At 68.6% G+C, this 14,966-nt stretch carries 15 protein-coding genes; 8 read left to right on the top strand and 7 right to left on the bottom strand.

Annotation, left to right across the window (positions count from 1 at the left end; genetic code table 11):
* Positions 1 to 65: 65 nt before the first annotated feature.
* On the bottom strand, positions 66 to 1,733 hold the full coding sequence (locus tag ACQHI0_RS31665; RefSeq protein WP_427905387.1) for a DNA repair helicase XPB: 1,668 nt from the start codon (positions 1,731 to 1,733) through the stop codon (positions 66 to 68).
* A gap of 369 nt (positions 1,734 to 2,102) precedes the next feature.
* Between ACQHI0_RS31665 and ACQHI0_RS31660 the strand changes: the two genes are divergently transcribed.
* The gene (locus ACQHI0_RS31660) at positions 2,103 to 2,747 is read left to right on the top strand and encodes a LysE family translocator (protein ID WP_427905386.1); all 645 of its coding nucleotides are present in this window, start codon (positions 2,103 to 2,105) and stop codon (positions 2,745 to 2,747) included.
* Positions 2,748 to 2,865: 118 nt separating this feature from the next.
* On the top strand, positions 2,866 to 3,549 hold the full coding sequence (locus tag ACQHI0_RS31655; RefSeq protein WP_427909366.1) for a trimeric intracellular cation channel family protein: 684 nt from the start codon (positions 2,866 to 2,868) through the stop codon (positions 3,547 to 3,549).
* 29 nt (positions 3,550 to 3,578) lie between these two features.
* Here ACQHI0_RS31655 and ACQHI0_RS31650 read toward each other — a convergent pair whose 3' ends face one another.
* Entirely contained in the window at positions 3,579 to 4,757 is a 1,179-nt protein-coding gene (locus ACQHI0_RS31650; RefSeq protein WP_427905385.1) for a pyridoxal phosphate-dependent aminotransferase, read from the bottom strand.
* A gap of 173 nt (positions 4,758 to 4,930) precedes the next feature.
* Here ACQHI0_RS31650 and ACQHI0_RS31645 point away from each other — a divergent pair, with 173 nt between their 5' ends.
* Entirely contained in the window at positions 4,931 to 5,146 is a 216-nt protein-coding gene (locus tag ACQHI0_RS31645) for a hypothetical protein (protein WP_427905384.1), read from the top strand.
* Positions 5,147 to 5,177: 31 nt separating this feature from the next.
* Here the strand turns inward: ACQHI0_RS31645 and sigJ are convergent, their stop codons facing one another.
* Positions 5,178 to 6,077 (bottom strand): RNA polymerase sigma factor SigJ, encoded by a 900-nt coding sequence (gene sigJ / locus ACQHI0_RS31640; RefSeq protein WP_427905383.1) that lies wholly within the window; start codon positions 6,075 to 6,077, stop codon positions 5,178 to 5,180.
* Between the two features lie 117 nt (positions 6,078 to 6,194).
* Between sigJ and ACQHI0_RS31635 the strand changes: the two genes are divergently transcribed.
* Genes ACQHI0_RS31635 through ACQHI0_RS31625 form a run of 3 tightly spaced genes read left to right on the top strand, consistent with a single transcriptional unit; the run spans position 6,195 to position 8,178 of the window.
* Positions 6,195 to 7,028 (top strand): SMP-30/gluconolactonase/LRE family protein, encoded by an 834-nt coding sequence (locus tag ACQHI0_RS31635; protein ID WP_427905382.1) that lies wholly within the window; start codon positions 6,195 to 6,197, stop codon positions 7,026 to 7,028.
* 42 nt (positions 7,029 to 7,070) lie between these two features.
* The gene (locus ACQHI0_RS31630; RefSeq protein WP_427905381.1) at positions 7,071 to 7,658 is read left to right on the top strand and encodes a GNAT family N-acetyltransferase; all 588 of its coding nucleotides are present in this window, start codon (positions 7,071 to 7,073) and stop codon (positions 7,656 to 7,658) included.
* Positions 7,648 to 8,178, top strand: coding sequence for an SAM-dependent methyltransferase (locus ACQHI0_RS31625; protein WP_427905380.1), 531 nt, complete (start codon positions 7,648 to 7,650; stop codon positions 8,176 to 8,178). The genes ACQHI0_RS31630 and ACQHI0_RS31625 overlap by 11 nt, the downstream gene beginning before the upstream one ends.
* A gap of 24 nt (positions 8,179 to 8,202) precedes the next feature.
* Here the strand turns inward: ACQHI0_RS31625 and ACQHI0_RS31620 are convergent, their stop codons facing one another.
* Positions 8,203 to 10,980 (bottom strand): ATP-dependent RNA helicase, encoded by a 2,778-nt coding sequence (locus ACQHI0_RS31620; RefSeq protein WP_427905379.1) that lies wholly within the window; start codon positions 10,978 to 10,980, stop codon positions 8,203 to 8,205.
* A 355-nt stretch (positions 10,981 to 11,335) separates the two neighbouring features.
* On the opposite strand from ACQHI0_RS31620, the gene ACQHI0_RS31615 reads away from it, so the two are divergent.
* Positions 11,336 to 11,926, top strand: coding sequence for an NYN domain-containing protein (locus tag ACQHI0_RS31615; protein WP_427905378.1), 591 nt, complete (start codon positions 11,336 to 11,338; stop codon positions 11,924 to 11,926).
* Between the two features lie 46 nt (positions 11,927 to 11,972).
* On the opposite strand, the gene ACQHI0_RS31610 is transcribed toward ACQHI0_RS31615, so the two are convergent.
* Positions 11,973 to 13,061 carry a 3-deoxy-7-phosphoheptulonate synthase gene (locus ACQHI0_RS31610; RefSeq protein WP_056818663.1) on the bottom strand — a complete coding sequence of 363 codons (1,089 nt, stop codon included), beginning with the start codon at positions 13,059 to 13,061 and terminating at the stop codon, positions 11,973 to 11,975.
* A gap of 302 nt (positions 13,062 to 13,363) precedes the next feature.
* Here ACQHI0_RS31610 and ACQHI0_RS31605 point away from each other — a divergent pair, with 302 nt between their 5' ends.
* Positions 13,364 to 13,528 carry a hypothetical protein gene (locus tag ACQHI0_RS31605; protein WP_427905377.1) on the top strand — a complete coding sequence of 55 codons (165 nt, stop codon included), beginning with the start codon at positions 13,364 to 13,366 and terminating at the stop codon, positions 13,526 to 13,528.
* Here the strand turns inward: ACQHI0_RS31605 and ACQHI0_RS31600 are convergent, their stop codons facing one another.
* Together ACQHI0_RS31600 and ACQHI0_RS31595 are read right to left on the bottom strand one after the other, a co-directional pair.
* Positions 13,529 to 13,999 carry a carboxymuconolactone decarboxylase family protein gene (locus ACQHI0_RS31600; RefSeq protein WP_427905376.1) on the bottom strand — a complete coding sequence of 157 codons (471 nt, stop codon included), beginning with the start codon at positions 13,997 to 13,999 and terminating at the stop codon, positions 13,529 to 13,531.
* Between the two features lie 86 nt (positions 14,000 to 14,085).
* On the bottom strand, positions 14,086 to 14,949 hold the full coding sequence (locus ACQHI0_RS31595) for an oxidoreductase (protein ID WP_427905375.1): 864 nt from the start codon (positions 14,947 to 14,949) through the stop codon (positions 14,086 to 14,088).
* Between the last annotated feature and the right edge of the window lie 17 nt (positions 14,950 to 14,966).

Below are 14,966 nucleotides of genomic sequence, written 5' to 3'. Positions count from 1 at the left end.
CCTCCACTTATCTGCCGAGAGGTTCACACATCGCACGCTACCCCCCTTTGACCTGGCGAACAGTGCTACACGCCGTCTCCGATGGGCGGACCGAGCAGGTCGTCGGCGTCGACGATGCGGTAGGCATAGCCCTGCTCGGCGAGGAAGCGCTGGCGGTGCGCGGCGTATTCGGCGTCGAGGGTGTCGCGCGCGACCACCGAGTAGAAGTGCGCCTGTCCCCCATCCTGTTTCGGCCGCAGCAGGCGGCCGAGGCGCTGAGCCTCTTCCTGACGCGAACCGAAGGTGCCCGAAACCTGCACCGCCACAGACGCTTCCGGCAGGTCGATGGAGAAGTTGGCGACCTTGCTCACCACCAGCACCGGAATCTCGCCGGCCCGGAAGGCGTCGAACAGTGCCTCGCGCTCCCGGTTCTTGGTGGCGCCGGTGATGACCGGGGCGTTCAGGTCGGCGCCGAGTTCGTCGAGCTGGTCCAGGTAGGCGCCGATCACCAGGGTGGGGGCGCCCTCGTGGCGGGCAAGAATGGACTCGACCACCGGGATCTTGGTGCGCGCGGTGGAGCACAGCTTGTAGCGCTCCTCCGGCTCGGCGGTGGCGTAGGCCATCCGCTCGGCGTCGGTGAGCGTCACCCGCACCTCGACGCAGTCGGCGGGGGCGATCCAGCCCTGCGCCTCGATGTCCTTCCACGGCGCGTCGTAGCGCTTCGGGCCGATCAGCGAGAACACGTCGCCCTCGCGGCCGTCCTCACGGACGAGGGTGGCGGTGAGGCCGAGCCTGCGCCGCGACTGCAGGTCGGCGGTCATCCGGAAGACCGGCGCGGGCAGCAGGTGCACCTCGTCGTAGATCACCAGGCCCCAATCGCGGCTGTCGAACAGCTCGAGGTGCTTGTACTCGCCCTTCGTTTTCCGGGTGATCACCTGGTAGGTGGCGATGGTGACCGGACGGATCTCCTTGCGCTCGCCGGAGTATTCGCCGATCTCCTCCTCGGTGAGCGTGGTCCGCGCCAGCAACTCGCGCCGCCACTGCCTGCCCGCCACGGTATTCGTGACCAGGATCAGCGTCGTCGCCTTCGCCTTGGCCATCGCGGCCGCGCCGACCATCGTCTTGCCCGCGCCACACGGCAGCACGACCACCCCGGAACCGCCCGCCCAGAACGAGTCGGCGGCCATCTCCTGGTAGTCGCGCAGGTGCCATTTGCCCTCGGTGTAGTCGAGGCCGATGTCGTGCGCCTCGCCGTCGACATAGCCGGCGAGATCCTCCGCGGGCCAGCCGATCTTCAGCAGCATCTGCTTGATGTGGCCGCGCTCGGACGGATGCACGATCACGGTGTCGTCGTCGATGCGAGCGCCAAGCATCGGCGCGATCTTCTTGTGCCGCAGCACCTCCGCGAGCACCGCGCGGTCCAGGCTCACCAAGCAGAGGCCGTGCGCGGGATGTTTCACCAACTGCAATCGGCCGTAGCGGCCCATCGTGTCGACGATGTCGACGAGCAGCGGCTGCGGCACGGCATAGCGCGAGAAGTTCACCAGCGCGTCGACGACCTGCTCGGCATCGTGGCCCGCCGCGCGGGCATTCCAGAGCGCAAGCGGGGTGATCCGATAGGTGTGCATGTGCTCGGGCGCCCGCTCCAGCTCCGCGAACGGGGCAATGGCCTGGCGCGCGTTGCCTGCCAGCTCGTGGTCGATCTCGAGCAGCAGGGTCTTGTCGCTCTGCACGATCAAAGGACCGTCGGTCACACGTTGCTCCTGTGTTTGTCGGCGGCTGGCGCCGCGGGTTTTCGGCCTCGTCACCCCGGATCCGAGGGGCGATACTTCGGCTTCGCCGTTACGTCTCGCCCCTCGGATCCGGGGCGGCCGAAAACGTGGGGGTTGGGCTGGGAGTCCGTAGGTGGACTCGTCAGGTGCGACGTTTCACTCGCGACAGTTGGTTCTTTGTGGTCGGCGGCCCGGGATTCGGCCTCGTTGTCCCGTGCGGGGACGTGGGTCGTGGTGGGGGCCCTTGTCGATTGTACGGACCGATACCGACAGGGTCGGGGTGGTCTTCCCGGGTCCAGCGGGTGCTGACTGGACCGCGACAATCTTCTCCTGCCCGGGGAAACTCAGTGCATGCTTCAGACGACGGCGGTTCTCGGGGTCGCGGCGGCGGCGCTCGGCATGGTGCTGACGCCGGGGCCGAACATGATGTATCTGGTCTCGCGCACCGTCGCACAGGGGCGCCGGGCGGGGATGATCTCGCTGCTGGGGGTCGCGGCGGGGTTCGGGGTGTATCTGATGGCGGCCGCGGCGGGAATCACAGCGGTGTTCGCGGTCGTACCCGGTTTGTACATGGCGGTGAAGCTGGCGGGGGCGGCGTATCTGCTGTGGCTGGCGTGGCAGGCGATCCGCCCGGGCGGGGTCTCGGTGTTCGCACCCGCCGACCTACCGCACGATCCCGCGCGGCGCCTGTTCACGATGGGGTTGGCCACCAACCTGCTCAATCCGAAGATCGCGATCATGTACATGGCACTGATCCCCCAGTTCGTCGACCCTGATCGCGGTGCGCTCTGGTTGCAGAGCCTGTCGCTCGGCGCGGTCCAGATCTCCGTCGCCCTCACCGTCAACGCACTGATCGTGCTCGGCGCCGCGGGCCTGGCCACCTTCCTCGCCGCCCGCCCCCGGTGGCTGCGCATCCAGCGCTACCTCATGGGCACCGCACTGGGCACCATCGCCGTCCTCCTCGCCACCGACAAGGCCCGCCCCACCCCAGCCTGACGCCGCCGCCCGCTCACTTCCGGGGGCACGTGTCTTTCCCGCCCCAGATCACCGACCCCCGCACCCGCACATGTCACGCTGCTCCGGACAGTCGGAGCGAAAGGAGCGTGCCGTGAGCATGGGGATGCTGATAGAGGTCGTGGCGGCGGGCCCCTTGGCCACAGAGCTCGATTCAGCGGTGACAGCGGTGCACCGCAGCGGCGAGATGATGGGTGTGATCTCCTTCGCGGCCTCGGGCGCACTGGTCGCCGTGCGCAAACGCCTCGATCTGTTCGGGATGGTCGTCCTTGCGTGCGCGACCGCGCTCGGTGGCGGCATCGTGCGTGACCTGCTGATCGGGCGAACTCCCCCGGCCGCGTTCACCGACCTCACGTATCTGTCCGCATCGATGCTGACCGCGCTGGTCCTCTACTTCATCGCACCATCGCGCCGACTCACCAAAGGTCCCCTCGAAATCGCCGACGCGATCGGACTCGGGCTGTTCTGCGTCACCGGGACCGTGATCGCCGACTCGGCGGGGCTCGGAGCACCCACCGCCGCCCTGCTCGGCATGACGACCGCCATCGGTGGCGGGGTGATTCGCGATGTCCTCAGCGGCGAGGTACCCAGCGTCCTGCGCCCGGACCAGGACCTCTACGCGATCCCGGCCCTGTTCGGCGCGGCCGCGACCGCCGCACTGCTGTCGTTCGACCTGTACCAAGCGTGGACGGGACTGCTCGCCGCCGCGGGGGCGGTGGGGTTCCGGCTGCTGGCGCGGCATTATCAGTGGCACGCTCCGCTGGCCCGGCACGCGCGTGACTGATCGGCGGGCATGTCCCGCCCCATCGGATGTCACCGCACCGGGATACCGACCCGTAGGCGACGCACTCCTTCGTCGATCGTCTCGTCGCGTTTGCTGAAGGTGAAGCGCACCAGGTGTTTCCAGTCGCCGGGATGGTCGGCGAAGACGCTGACCGGCACTGCCACCACGCCGAGGCGCGCGGGGAGCTCGCGGCAGAACGTCAGCCCGTCCTCGGCGCCGAGCGGCCGGATATCGGCGCAGACGAAATAGCCGCCGTCACTGGATGACACCGTGAACCCGGTGTCGCGCAACGCCTGCGAGAGACGTACCCGCTTGGCCGCGAGTTCGTCGCGCTGCGCGTGCACCCAGTCGAGTTCTTCGTTGATCGCGTGGGCGACCGCGGGCTGGAACGGCCCGCCGCCGACGAAGGTGAGGAACTGCTTGGCCGCGAGCACACCGTCGAGCAGCGGCGCGGGCGCGCAGGCCCAGCCGATCTTCCAGCCGGTGACATTGAAAGTCTTCGCGGCACTGGACACCACGATGGTCCGCTCGCGCATTCCCGGGAGCGTGGCGAGGCTGATGTGTTCGGTGCCGTCGTAGACGAGGTGCTCGTAGACCTCGTCGGTCAGCACCAGCAGATCGTGCTCGACAGCCAACTCGGCGATCGCGGTGAGGTCGGCACGGTCGAGCACCGACCCGGTGGGGTTGTGTGGCGAATTGATCAGCAGCATGCGGGTTTTCGGTGTGATCGCGGCTCGAAGGCTGTCCAGGTCGAGCACGAATCGGTCGCCGTCGGGCACCAGGCGGGCCGTCCGCCGCCGCGCGCCGGCGAGGGCGATCGCGGCGGGGTAGGAGTCGTAGTACGGCTCGATCAGCACTACCTCCTGGCCCGGCTCCACCAGGCCGAGCACGGCGGCGCTGATCGCTTCGGTCGCGCCGACGGTCACCAGGATCTCGGTGGCCGGGTCGTAGGCGGTGCCGTAGCGGCGGGCCCGGTCGTCGGCGATCGCCTGGCGTAGCACCGGCATCCCGCGGCCGGGCGGGTACTGGTTCAGCCCGTCGGCGATGGCCGCGCGCGCCACCTCGAGCATGCCGGCGGGCCCGTCGGTATCGGGAAAGCCTTGGCCCAGATTCACGGCGTCGTGGCGGACGGCCAGCTCGGTCATCTCGGCGAAGATGGTCGATCCGAACGGGCGCAAACGGGCGACGGTGGGCGGCACAGGCGGCATCTTCGCAGCGTAGCCCACTGTTCAACGGCGTTGCCGAACGATAGCGAACACGCATGTTTCACAAACGTTTTCCCTTGTTGACCTGGGCTATTGTGCGTTTCCCCAACCTCAGCTAGCCTCGCCGTGTTCTACCTCACACACCACAGCGTGGTGGTATATCGAAAGGGGCTCACATGGCCTCACCTCTGCTCGACTTCATCCTGCAACCGGCTGCGTCGGAGGTAGCCGGTTCGGCCCTGCGATTCATCCGCGAACAGCTGTTCGCCGGCCAGATCGTCGACATGTTCACCGGTTCGGCGACGCCGGACAACAACATGGGTTCCTCGACCGGCGACCACAACCTCGGTTCGTCGACCGGCGATCACAACTGGGGATCCACCTACCCGTAAACCAGCGAACCGCTGACCCTCCGCGCGGGGGTCAGCGGCGGCGGGCGCCGGACAGTTTCGCTACGTTGGCGAAATCGTAAGTGGCCCAGATCTTTCCGTCTCGCACCACGAAGGCGAGGACCCGCACCGGTCGGCCGAACGGCGAGTTCGGGTCGATGATCACCAGTCCCGATTGCCCGTTCACCGTTGCGGCGCCCAATTCCAGGCCGGGTTCCTCCTGATGCTTGCGCCACAGACCGAGCGCCAAGCGGGCGACCTTGTCTTGTCCGGCAACAACGTTCAACGCCGTCTTGGTGGTACCGCCCGCATCGGCGGTGAATGTCGTGTCCGGGTGCAGTGTCGCGGCCACCGCGGCGACATCGCCGGTAGCGAGGGCAGCGAGAAATCTCCGCACGGCCAGATCGTGCACATCGTCGGCGACCGGTTCCGGCGCCCGAGCGGCCGCCCGGCGCGCACGCACCGCCAATTGCCTTGCCGCATCGGCGGAAACACCGAGGATGTCGGCGATCTCGTCGAACGGCACCCCCAGCCCTTCGTGCAGCACCAGTGCCACTCGCTGCTGCGGCGTCAACGCGTCGAGCACCACCATCGCCGCCAGCCGGCTGTCCTGATCGCGCACCACCACGTCCAAGGGATCCGGGGTGCGCGAGGACGACCCCACCGACACGATGGGTTCCGGAAGCCACTGCCCCACATAGGTTTCGCGGCGCACGGCGGCACTTCGCAAGTGATCGAGGCAGATTCGGGTGACCACCGTCGTCAGCCAGGCGCGCAGATCGTCGATCTCGGACTGGTGCACCCCGGCCATCCGCAGCCAGCTCTCCTGCACCGCGTCCTCGGCGTCGCCGACGCTGCCGGTGAGCCGGTAGGCGACCGAAAGTAAATGCGTTCGATGCGATTCGAACAAGTCGGCGAGAAACGGGGAGACCATCGATCCAGATCCTACGGAAGGCCCCGCCCGGCTCCGCCCCACGGGTCGGCACCGGTGATTCTCCGCACGCCACCTCGTCTGTACTACTACTGCCAACATCACGAAGGACGGCGTCACGTGAGTACATCCGAGGTTGTGCTGAAAGGAATCGTGTTCGGCGAGTCACCGCGCTGGCACGACGGTCGACTGTGGTTCGCGGACTGGGGCGCGAACCAGGTGATCGTCGTCGACGGCCACGATGCCGAGGTCGTCGCCCAGGTCCCGTCGTTTCCGATGTGCATCGACTTTCTGCCCGACGGGCGGTTGGTGATCGTCGACTCCGCGGCCCGGCGCCTGCTGCGTCGCGAACCCGACGGGTCGCTGGTGGCCTACGCCGACCTTTCGCCGGTGTCGGACAAGCCGTGGAACGACATCGTCATCGACGAGGGCGGCAACGCCTACGTCAACAGCATCGGCTTCGATTTCCCCGGTGGGGAGTTCGTCCCCGGATTCATCGTGCGGATCACCCCGGAAGGTGCGGTGCGCCGGGTCGCGGACGGGCTCGCCTTTCCCAACGGCATGGCGATCACCCCCGACGGTGCGACGCTGATCGTGGCCGAGTCGTACGCGAATCAACTCACCGCCTACGACATCGCGGCCGACGGCGAGCTGAGCAATCGGCGCGTGTGGGCGGCGACTCCCGGCGATCACCCCGACGGGATCTGCCTCGATACCGACGGTCAGGTCTGGTACGCGGATGTGGGCAATCAGCATTGTGTCCGGGTCCGTGCGGGCGGCGAGGTGACGGAGCGGGTCGAGCTCGACCGTGGAGCGTTCGCATGCACGCTCAGCCGGGACGGGGATCCGCGGTTGTATGTCGTCGGACAGAGCTGGGGCGAGGCCGAAGCCGCCGGACCGACCGGACAGGTCGTGGTCTTCCCCGCGCCCGCATCAGGTGCGGGAAGGCCGTGAAAATGCGGCGAGATTTTCGGCGCCGACTGTCAAGATGACCGGATGTACGAGCACACGCTCACCGACGGCACGGTCTGGCTCACCCGCCCGACCGCGGCCGATATCGACCGCATCGTCGAGTGCTGTCAGGACCCCGAAGTGCAGCGCTGGACCACGATCCCCGTCCCGTATCACCGCGGCGACGCCGAGGAATTCCTCGACCGTCTAGTCGCCCCCGGCTGGGCGGACAACGCGCCGGTCTGGGCGGTCCGCACCGCCGAGGACGGCCGGGTCGAGGGCATGATCGGCCTGCATACCCGCGGGCCAGGAGCGTGTGAGGTCGGCTTCTGGCTCACTGCCGGTCACCGCGGTCGCGGCCTGATGTCGCGCGCCATCACCCTGGTCTGCGAGTTCGGTTTCGCACCGGACGGCCTCGCGCTGGACCGGATCATGTGGCGCGCGATCGTCGGCAACATCCCCTCGGCCGCCGCCGCGCGCCGCAACGGCTTTCACTTCGAGGGCGTGGCCCGCTCGGGCGGGGTCCAGCGCGGCACCCGTGTCGACGAATGGGTCGCGGCGCGGCTGCCCGCCGATCCCGCCGGCGTCGGCGACGGTTGGCCGGCACTGGCCGGGCGCGCGCATGGCCGATGACGCGCGGTTCGACTGGTTCGCCGACACCATGGGGGTGCGGGCGGGTGAGCGTGTACTCGAGCTGGGGCCCGGGTCCGGTGCGTCGCTGACGCGGCTCGCGGCCCGGCTGGGGAACGGGCGGATCGTCGGGGTCGACCGCTCGGCGACCGCGCTCGCGCAAGCCGAACGCCGCTGCGCAGCGGAGATCGCCGCCGGACAGGTTCGCCTGGTCGAAGGCGAGATCGGCACGGTGCGGGCCGACCGATTGCTCGACGAACTCGAGCCTGGGCAGCGCTTCGACCTGGTCTTCGCGGTCAACGTCAACCTGTTCTGGACCGGCCCCGCCACAGCCGCCTGGTCGACGATCCGCGAATGCCTCGCCCCCGACGGCCGCATCTGGCTCTGCTACGGCTACGGCACGCCCAACAGCCCCACCCCGCGCACCGCGCAACTCGCCGACCGCTGCGCCGCCGCCGGCTACCACTGCTCAACAGTCACCACCGACAACCTCGTGGCCGCCCGAGCGACGCCGGTCACCTGACGATCGAGACCGTGTGGTGGGCAGTCAGTTCGGGCGGTTGGCGGCTCGGCGAGCTGTTCCCCGGTGGGCGGGGACAGTGGTGGGGTCCTCGGGCCAGGCGTGTTTGGGATAGCGGCCGCGGAGGTCGGCACGGACTTGGGGCCAGCCGGTTTTCCAGAAGGAGGCCAGGTCGGCGGTGACGGCGACAGGGCGTTGGGCCGGGGAGAGCAGGTGCAGCAGGATCCGGGCGCGGCCGTCGGCGAGGGTGGGTGGCTCGGTCCAGCCGAAGATCTCCTGGACCTTGACCGCGAGGATCGGCTGATCGGCGGAGTAGTCGAGGCGAACGCGACTACCGGAGGGGACTTCCAGCCGTTCCGGAGCCAGCTCGTCCAGGCGTGTGGCGGTGGGCCACGGGAGCAGCCGGCGCAGGGCCGCCCCTGCGTCGATGCGGGTGAGGTCGGAGCGGCGGCGGGCAGTGGACAGTTCGGGGCCGAGCCAGGTGCCGAGGTCGCCGAGGAGTGCCTCGTCGTCGACAGCGGGCCAAGGATCGCCCAGGGTGCGGTGCAGGAAGTCGAGACGTTGACGCAGGCCGCGAGCGTCATCGTTCCACCGCAGCAGATCCAGCCCCTCGTCTCGAAGGCCTTGTCGCACGGCCTGTTCCACCAGAGCCTGGTCGGGATGACGTAATGCCTTCTCCGACAAGATGATCGCGCCCAATCGTGCCACCCGTCGCGCCACCACATCACCCCCGTCCCACCGCACCTCGTCCGCCACGACCACCAACCCTGGCGCGGCTTCGCGAGCGAGATCCTCATCAGCGATGGCCGCCAACCGAATTCGCCCCTCGGCCCGGCCCGGATCACGATCAGCGACCGCCACCGCGAGCCATTCCGCCGCGGCCAGGCCCGACCCGGCAGGCAAGGTCACCGCGGTACCGCCCGCCATGAGATACGTGGACGACCCGCTCGACCGCCGTCGAGCCAACCGCTCCGGCTGCGCCAGCGCGATCAACAGCGCCGCGACATCCGTTCCACCGTCACCACTCGCGTTCCCGACCTCGCCGACGACACGATCCCGGCGACCCGGCCTGCCTGCCACCGAGCCGGTGATCGCCGAGTCCGGCAGGTCCGGCGAGACATCAGCCTTCGGGCCATCGACGCTCGACCGGTCGCGTCGCCCCACCCGCGACGGCGTATCAGCCTGCGCGCCGTCGACGGACTGGCGGTCGGGGTTGTCGCCGGTTGTCGTGCTGGTGACGAGTCGCGTCAGGCGTTGGACTTCGCGGGACCAGCGGGGTGGGCGTTCGGAACGGAGGGCGCGCAGGGCCGCGGTCGCGTCGACGGTGCCGGCGAGGGAGTCGTCGTCCATCAGGACCACCATTTCGGCGGCGGCTTTCGCGCCGACTCGGGCGGTGCCGTCGAGCAGCGCGCGGGCGAGGCGAGGGTGGAGGCCGAGGGCGGCCATGGCCTTGCCGCGCGGGGTGATGCGGTCGGCTTCGTCGAGGGCGCCGAGGGCTCGCAGGACGGTTCGGGCCGCGGCGAGGCCGCCCGCCGGTGGAGCGTCCCACCAGGCGAGGCCGGTGCCGTCGGGGGTGCCCCAACAGGCCAATTCCAGTGCGAGACGGGTGAGTTCGGCGGTGCGGATTTCGGGTTCGGGGTAGGCGGGCAGGGTTTGGTGTTCGTATTCGGGCCAGCAGCGCCAGGCGTGGCCGGGGGCTTCGCGGCCCGCGCGGCCTGCGCGCTGCTCGGCTACCGCGGCCGAAACACGCACTGTCGCAAGGCCGGACAGTCCGCGTCGGTGATCGACGCGGGAAACCCGGGACAGGCCGGAGTCGACCACCGCGCGCACACCGGGGACGGTGAGGCTGGATTCGGCTACGGCAGTGGACAATACGACTCGCCGTCGCGTTCCCGGCCGGAGCGCGAGATCCTGGGCCGCACCGGCGAGTCTGCCGTGCAACGGCACCACATCGACATCGAGGTCGCGCAGCAACCCGGCCGTGCGGTTGATCTCGCCGACACCGGGCAGGAAGACGAGCACATCACCGTCGATGGTGGCCAGCGCACTGCGAGTAGCCCGCGCGACCTGTGCTTCGATCCGTTCGCGGGGCTGGGCGGGCACGTAGTCGACCTCGACCGGATACGTCCGCCCGCGCACCTCCAGAACCGGTGCACGCGACCTGTCGACCAATAGCACCCGCTGCGCCGAACTCTCGTCAGCCCGGTCGGCTTCGGCACCGAGGACACCCGGCCCAGCCGGAGTTCCGGCTCCGTCCCCATCGATGACACCCTGCCCGGTCCCTCCGGTGCCGAGCAGGTGGGCCAGTCGATCCGCGGCCACTGTCGCCGAGGTCGCCAGCACCCGCAGGTCCGGCCGCAACCCCGACCGCGCGTCGAGCAACAGCGCCAGCAGCAGATCAGCGTCCAGGTGCCGCTCGTGGCATTCGTCGAGTATCACCGTGCCGACCCCGGCCAACTCCGGATCGCTCTGCAACCGCCGCACCAGCAACCCCGAGGTCACCACCTCGATCCGCGTCCCCGGCCCCACCTTCCGATCCCCCCGCACCGCATAGCCCACGGTCTCCCCGACCCGCTCCCCCAGCAACGCCGCCATCCGCGCCGCCGCCGCCCGCGCCGCCAACCGCCGAGGCTCAGCCACCACGATGCGCCCCGCCGACCCGGCCGCCAGCGCCAACGGCACCAACGTGGTCTTGCCGGTGCCCGGCGGCGCGACCAGCACCGCGACACCATGCTCGGCCAGCGTCGCGGTGATCCGCGCCAGCGCCGGTCGCACGGGAAGATCGGGAAGTTCGGGAAGCTTCATCGTCGACCAGTCTGCCGCGCCGTGGCCAGAACCCAGCTACCGGCCGAAGACCGTCGCACCCAAACTTCGTAGTTGACCTGCGCAAGAAGTATCTCTAGCATGTAGCTACCAACCCAGTCCTCACGTAGGGCTGGGTCTTTTTTTGCCCGATTGGCAGCCGGTCGGGCAGCGGAGCGCTCGTTCACACTGCAACTTCAGTGGGGGAATTATGCGGGTCGGCGTGTACATCGATGCTTTCAACTTGTACTACGGCATGCGGGGAATCTGCGGTCGTGGAACTTCTGGCTGGCGCTGGCTCGATGTGCGCGCCGTTGCAGAATCACTGTGCGGTTGGCAGGGGTCGACCGTTCACCGCGTGGTCTACTGCACGGCGCGAGTCGATCCGAAAGACAACCCGGACGCGCATCGCGATCAGAGTGTGTACCTGAACGCGATACAGGCCAACGGCTCCATCGACGTCCTCGAGTTGGGGCGCTATGTGGCGTGGCCGAAGTCAGCGCCACTCGCACGCGCGAACAAGTCCGGCCAGGCCGAGCTTGTCGTCGCGGACGGAAAGCAACAGTGGTCGTCAGATCTGCCGATCCGCCTCGCCACCAACCCGAATGGCGACGATGTGCTGATGGCGACGGTGCGAATGCGGGAAGAGAAGGGCTCCGACGTCAACGTGGCCACCCACTTGCTCACCGATGTGTTCTGCGGGCAGGTAGACGCTGCGATCGTGATCTCCAATGATTCCGATCTCGCATTGCCATTGCACACCGCTCGACAGCGGGTGCCGGTCGGGACTGTGAATCCCAGCTCACGGCAACTCGCTGGCGCATTGCGCGGCACCGCGACGGAAGGCGCAGGCAGGCACTGGTGGGCACGGCTGTCCGCCCAGCACTATTACGCGTCTCAGCTCGCAAATCCCGTCGATGGCCACTGGCGAAAACCGACTGGCTGGTAGTTGTGCGGGCCCCGGAATCCGGGGCCCGCACTGTCGATCGAACGAACTACCCGCGGCGTGCGGCCACGGCGTCGGCCAAACGGTCGAGCTGGGTGGCGGTGGTGTTCCAGTCGATGCACGCGTCGGTGATGGACTGGCCGTAGGTCAGGTCGTCGGCCTTGCCGAGGGTCAGGTCCTGGCGGCCCGCGACGAGGAACGACTCCAGCATCACGCCGACCACGCCCTGCTCGCCGGCGGCGATGCGGTCGGCGATGTCGGTGACGACGTCGACCTGCTTGTTGTGGTCCTTGTTGCTGTTGCCGTGGCTGGCGTCGACGACCAGGCGCTGGGCCAGCGACGACTTCTCCAGGCGCAGCTTGGCCTCGGCGCAGGACGCGGCGTCGAAATTGGTGCCGTTGCTGCCGCCGCGCAGGATGACGTGGCAGTCGGGGTTGCCCGAGGTGCGGATCAGCGCGGAGCGACCGTCGAGGTCGGTGCCGGGGAAGACGTGGCTGGCCGCCGCGGCGCGCACACCGTCGACCGCGACCTGCACGTCACCGTCGGTGCCGTTCTTGATGCCCACCGGCATCGACAGCGCCGAGGACAGCTGCCGGTGCACCTGGCTGGCGGCGGTGCGGGCACCGATCGCGCCGTAGGAGACCAGGTCGGCGATGTACTGCGGGGTGATGGGGTCGAGGAACTCGCACGCGACCGGCAGGCCGAGGGCGGTGATGTCGACGAGCACCTTGCGGCCGATGCCGAGGCCGGTGTTCACGTCGAACGAGCCGTCCAGGTGCGGATCGTTGATCAGACCCTTCCAGCCCAACGTGGTGCGCGGCTTCTCGAAGTACACGCGCATCACGATGTGCAGCCGGTCGCTCAGCTCGGCGGCCTTCTCGGCCAGCTTGCGGGCGTATTCCAGCGCGGCGGCTGGGTCGTGCACCGAGCACGGGCCGACGATCACCATGAGGCGGTCGTCGTCGCCGTTGAGCACGTCGACGGTGGCCTTGCGGCCCGAACGAACGGTGTCGGCGAGGGCGTCGGTGATCTGGTGGACCATGCGGACCTCGGCGGGCGAGCGCAGGGGGCTCACGCTGAGGGTGCGCTGGTCGTCGAGATCAGAATGCCGCGAGTCGACATCGGCTGCGGTGGTCATGATGTGGGTCCTTTGCGTTAAGAGGCCGACCCACGGAAATCGCTACCGTCGAGCCGGGCGTTATCCGGCTCGAGGTGGAGGAAGTCAGCGCGCAGGGTCGCAGACCGGCCCACCCAGGGCCGGATAGCTAAACCAGAAATATGCGCGCTGCATGCCGTGGACTGTACCACCGGTAAAACGCCGAAAGGTGAGCCATGGTTGCCCGAAGTGTGGACCGTCACATCCAGACGGCTCGAACCGAGGCCTTGACCTCAACCTTGCTCGAGCTCCTAGCGTCGGTGGTCGAGGAAAGGAAATCGACTGTGACAACACTTGTTTCGGGCGCGACCGCCGACTACGTGATCGGCTGGTACGCGGAGTCGAGTCCCGAGTCGTACACCGTCGACCCGACGGTGGAACAGGTGCTCGGCCGACCCGCGCGCACCTTCGCGCAGTGGGCGGCCGAGCACGGACACCGGTTCGGTTGATCAGCTCCACTGACCGGGAACGTAGTCGCCGGCGGGCGTGTGGGCGATGGCGTTGAGGCGGTTCCAGGCATTGATGATCGCGATGGCGCCGATCAGGGCCGCGATCTGGTCGTCGTCGTAGTGCTTGCGGACCTGGTCGAAGGTGTCGTCGGAGACGTGGCCGCCGTCGGCGGTGCGGGTCGCTTCCTCGGTGAGGGCGAGGGCGGCCCGTTCCGCCTCGGTGAAGACGTTCGCCTCTCGCCAGGCGGCGACCAGGTTGATCCGCACCGAGGTTTCGCCCGCGTGGGCGGCGTCCTTGGTGTGCATGTCGACGCAGTAGCTGCAGCCGTTGATCTGCGAAGCCCGGATCTTCACCAGTTCATGGGTGGCCTTGGGCAGTGGCGAATCGTCGATGACCTTGCCCACCATGATCATTCGCTTGCTGAAGCTCGCGGCGATGGCGTTGCCGTAGAGGTTGAAGCGCGCTTCCATGATGACTCCTTCGTCGTGGGTTCCACTCAGACGACGAGACAGCCGGGCACGGTGTGACATCGGCGCGTGTGACGCCGATCACCGAATCAGATCAGCCCGCAGAGCTTCTCGGAGAGCTCCCACAGTTCGGCGGCGACCTTGCGATCCTTCGCCGCGGGCGCACTGCCCGCGCGGGCCGGGTTGCCGCGCAGGCCGAGGAAACCGTCGGGGCCGTAGAACGCGCCGGGCACCACATCGGCGGTGGCGGCGAACAGCGTGGGCAACGCGCCCGCTTCGGCGGTGGGGGCGAGCAGGCGATTGCCCAGCCACATGATCGCGTCCTGGATGGACTCGGTGTGCGACATGAGCTCGGTCGCGGCGTAGCCCGGATGCGCGGCCACCGAGATCACCGCGGCGCCCTCACCCGCCAGGCGACGCTGGAGTTCATCGGCGAACATCAGGTTGGCCAGCTTGGACTGGCCGTAGGCGAGCCAGCGGTCGTAGCGGCGCTGCTCCCAGTTGGGGTCGGCCAGATCGATCTTGCCGATGCGGTGCGCGACGCTCGACACCGTCACCACGCGATCGGTGATGCGGTCCAGCAGCAGGTTGGTGAGCGCGAAGTGGCCGAGATGATTTGTGCCGAACTGCATTTCGAAACCATCGGCGGTGCGGTGCAGCGGTAGCGCCATCACACCGGCGTTGTTGATCAGCACGTCGACGCGCTCGATCGAGTCGGTGAAAGTCCGCACCGAATTCAGGTTCGCCAGATCGAGTTCGCGAACCTCGGTCTCGCCACGCATCCCCGCGGCCACCCGCTCGGCCTTGGCGATATCGCGACAGGCCAGGATCACCCGCGCCCCCGCCTCCGCCAGCGCACGCGCGGTGGCGGCGCCGATACCGCTGTTGGCACCGGTCACGATGACGGTGCGGCCGGTCTGGTCGGGCAGGTCAGCGATAGTCCACTTGCTCACTGCCGGAAGTGTAGCGA

This window comes from Nocardia sp. FBN12 (assembly GCF_050320175.1).
Taxonomy (GTDB): Bacteria; Actinomycetota; Actinomycetes; order Mycobacteriales; family Mycobacteriaceae; genus Nocardia.
Note: the sequence above shows the minus strand (reverse complement) of the source record. Positions and strands in the feature narration are given on the sequence as shown.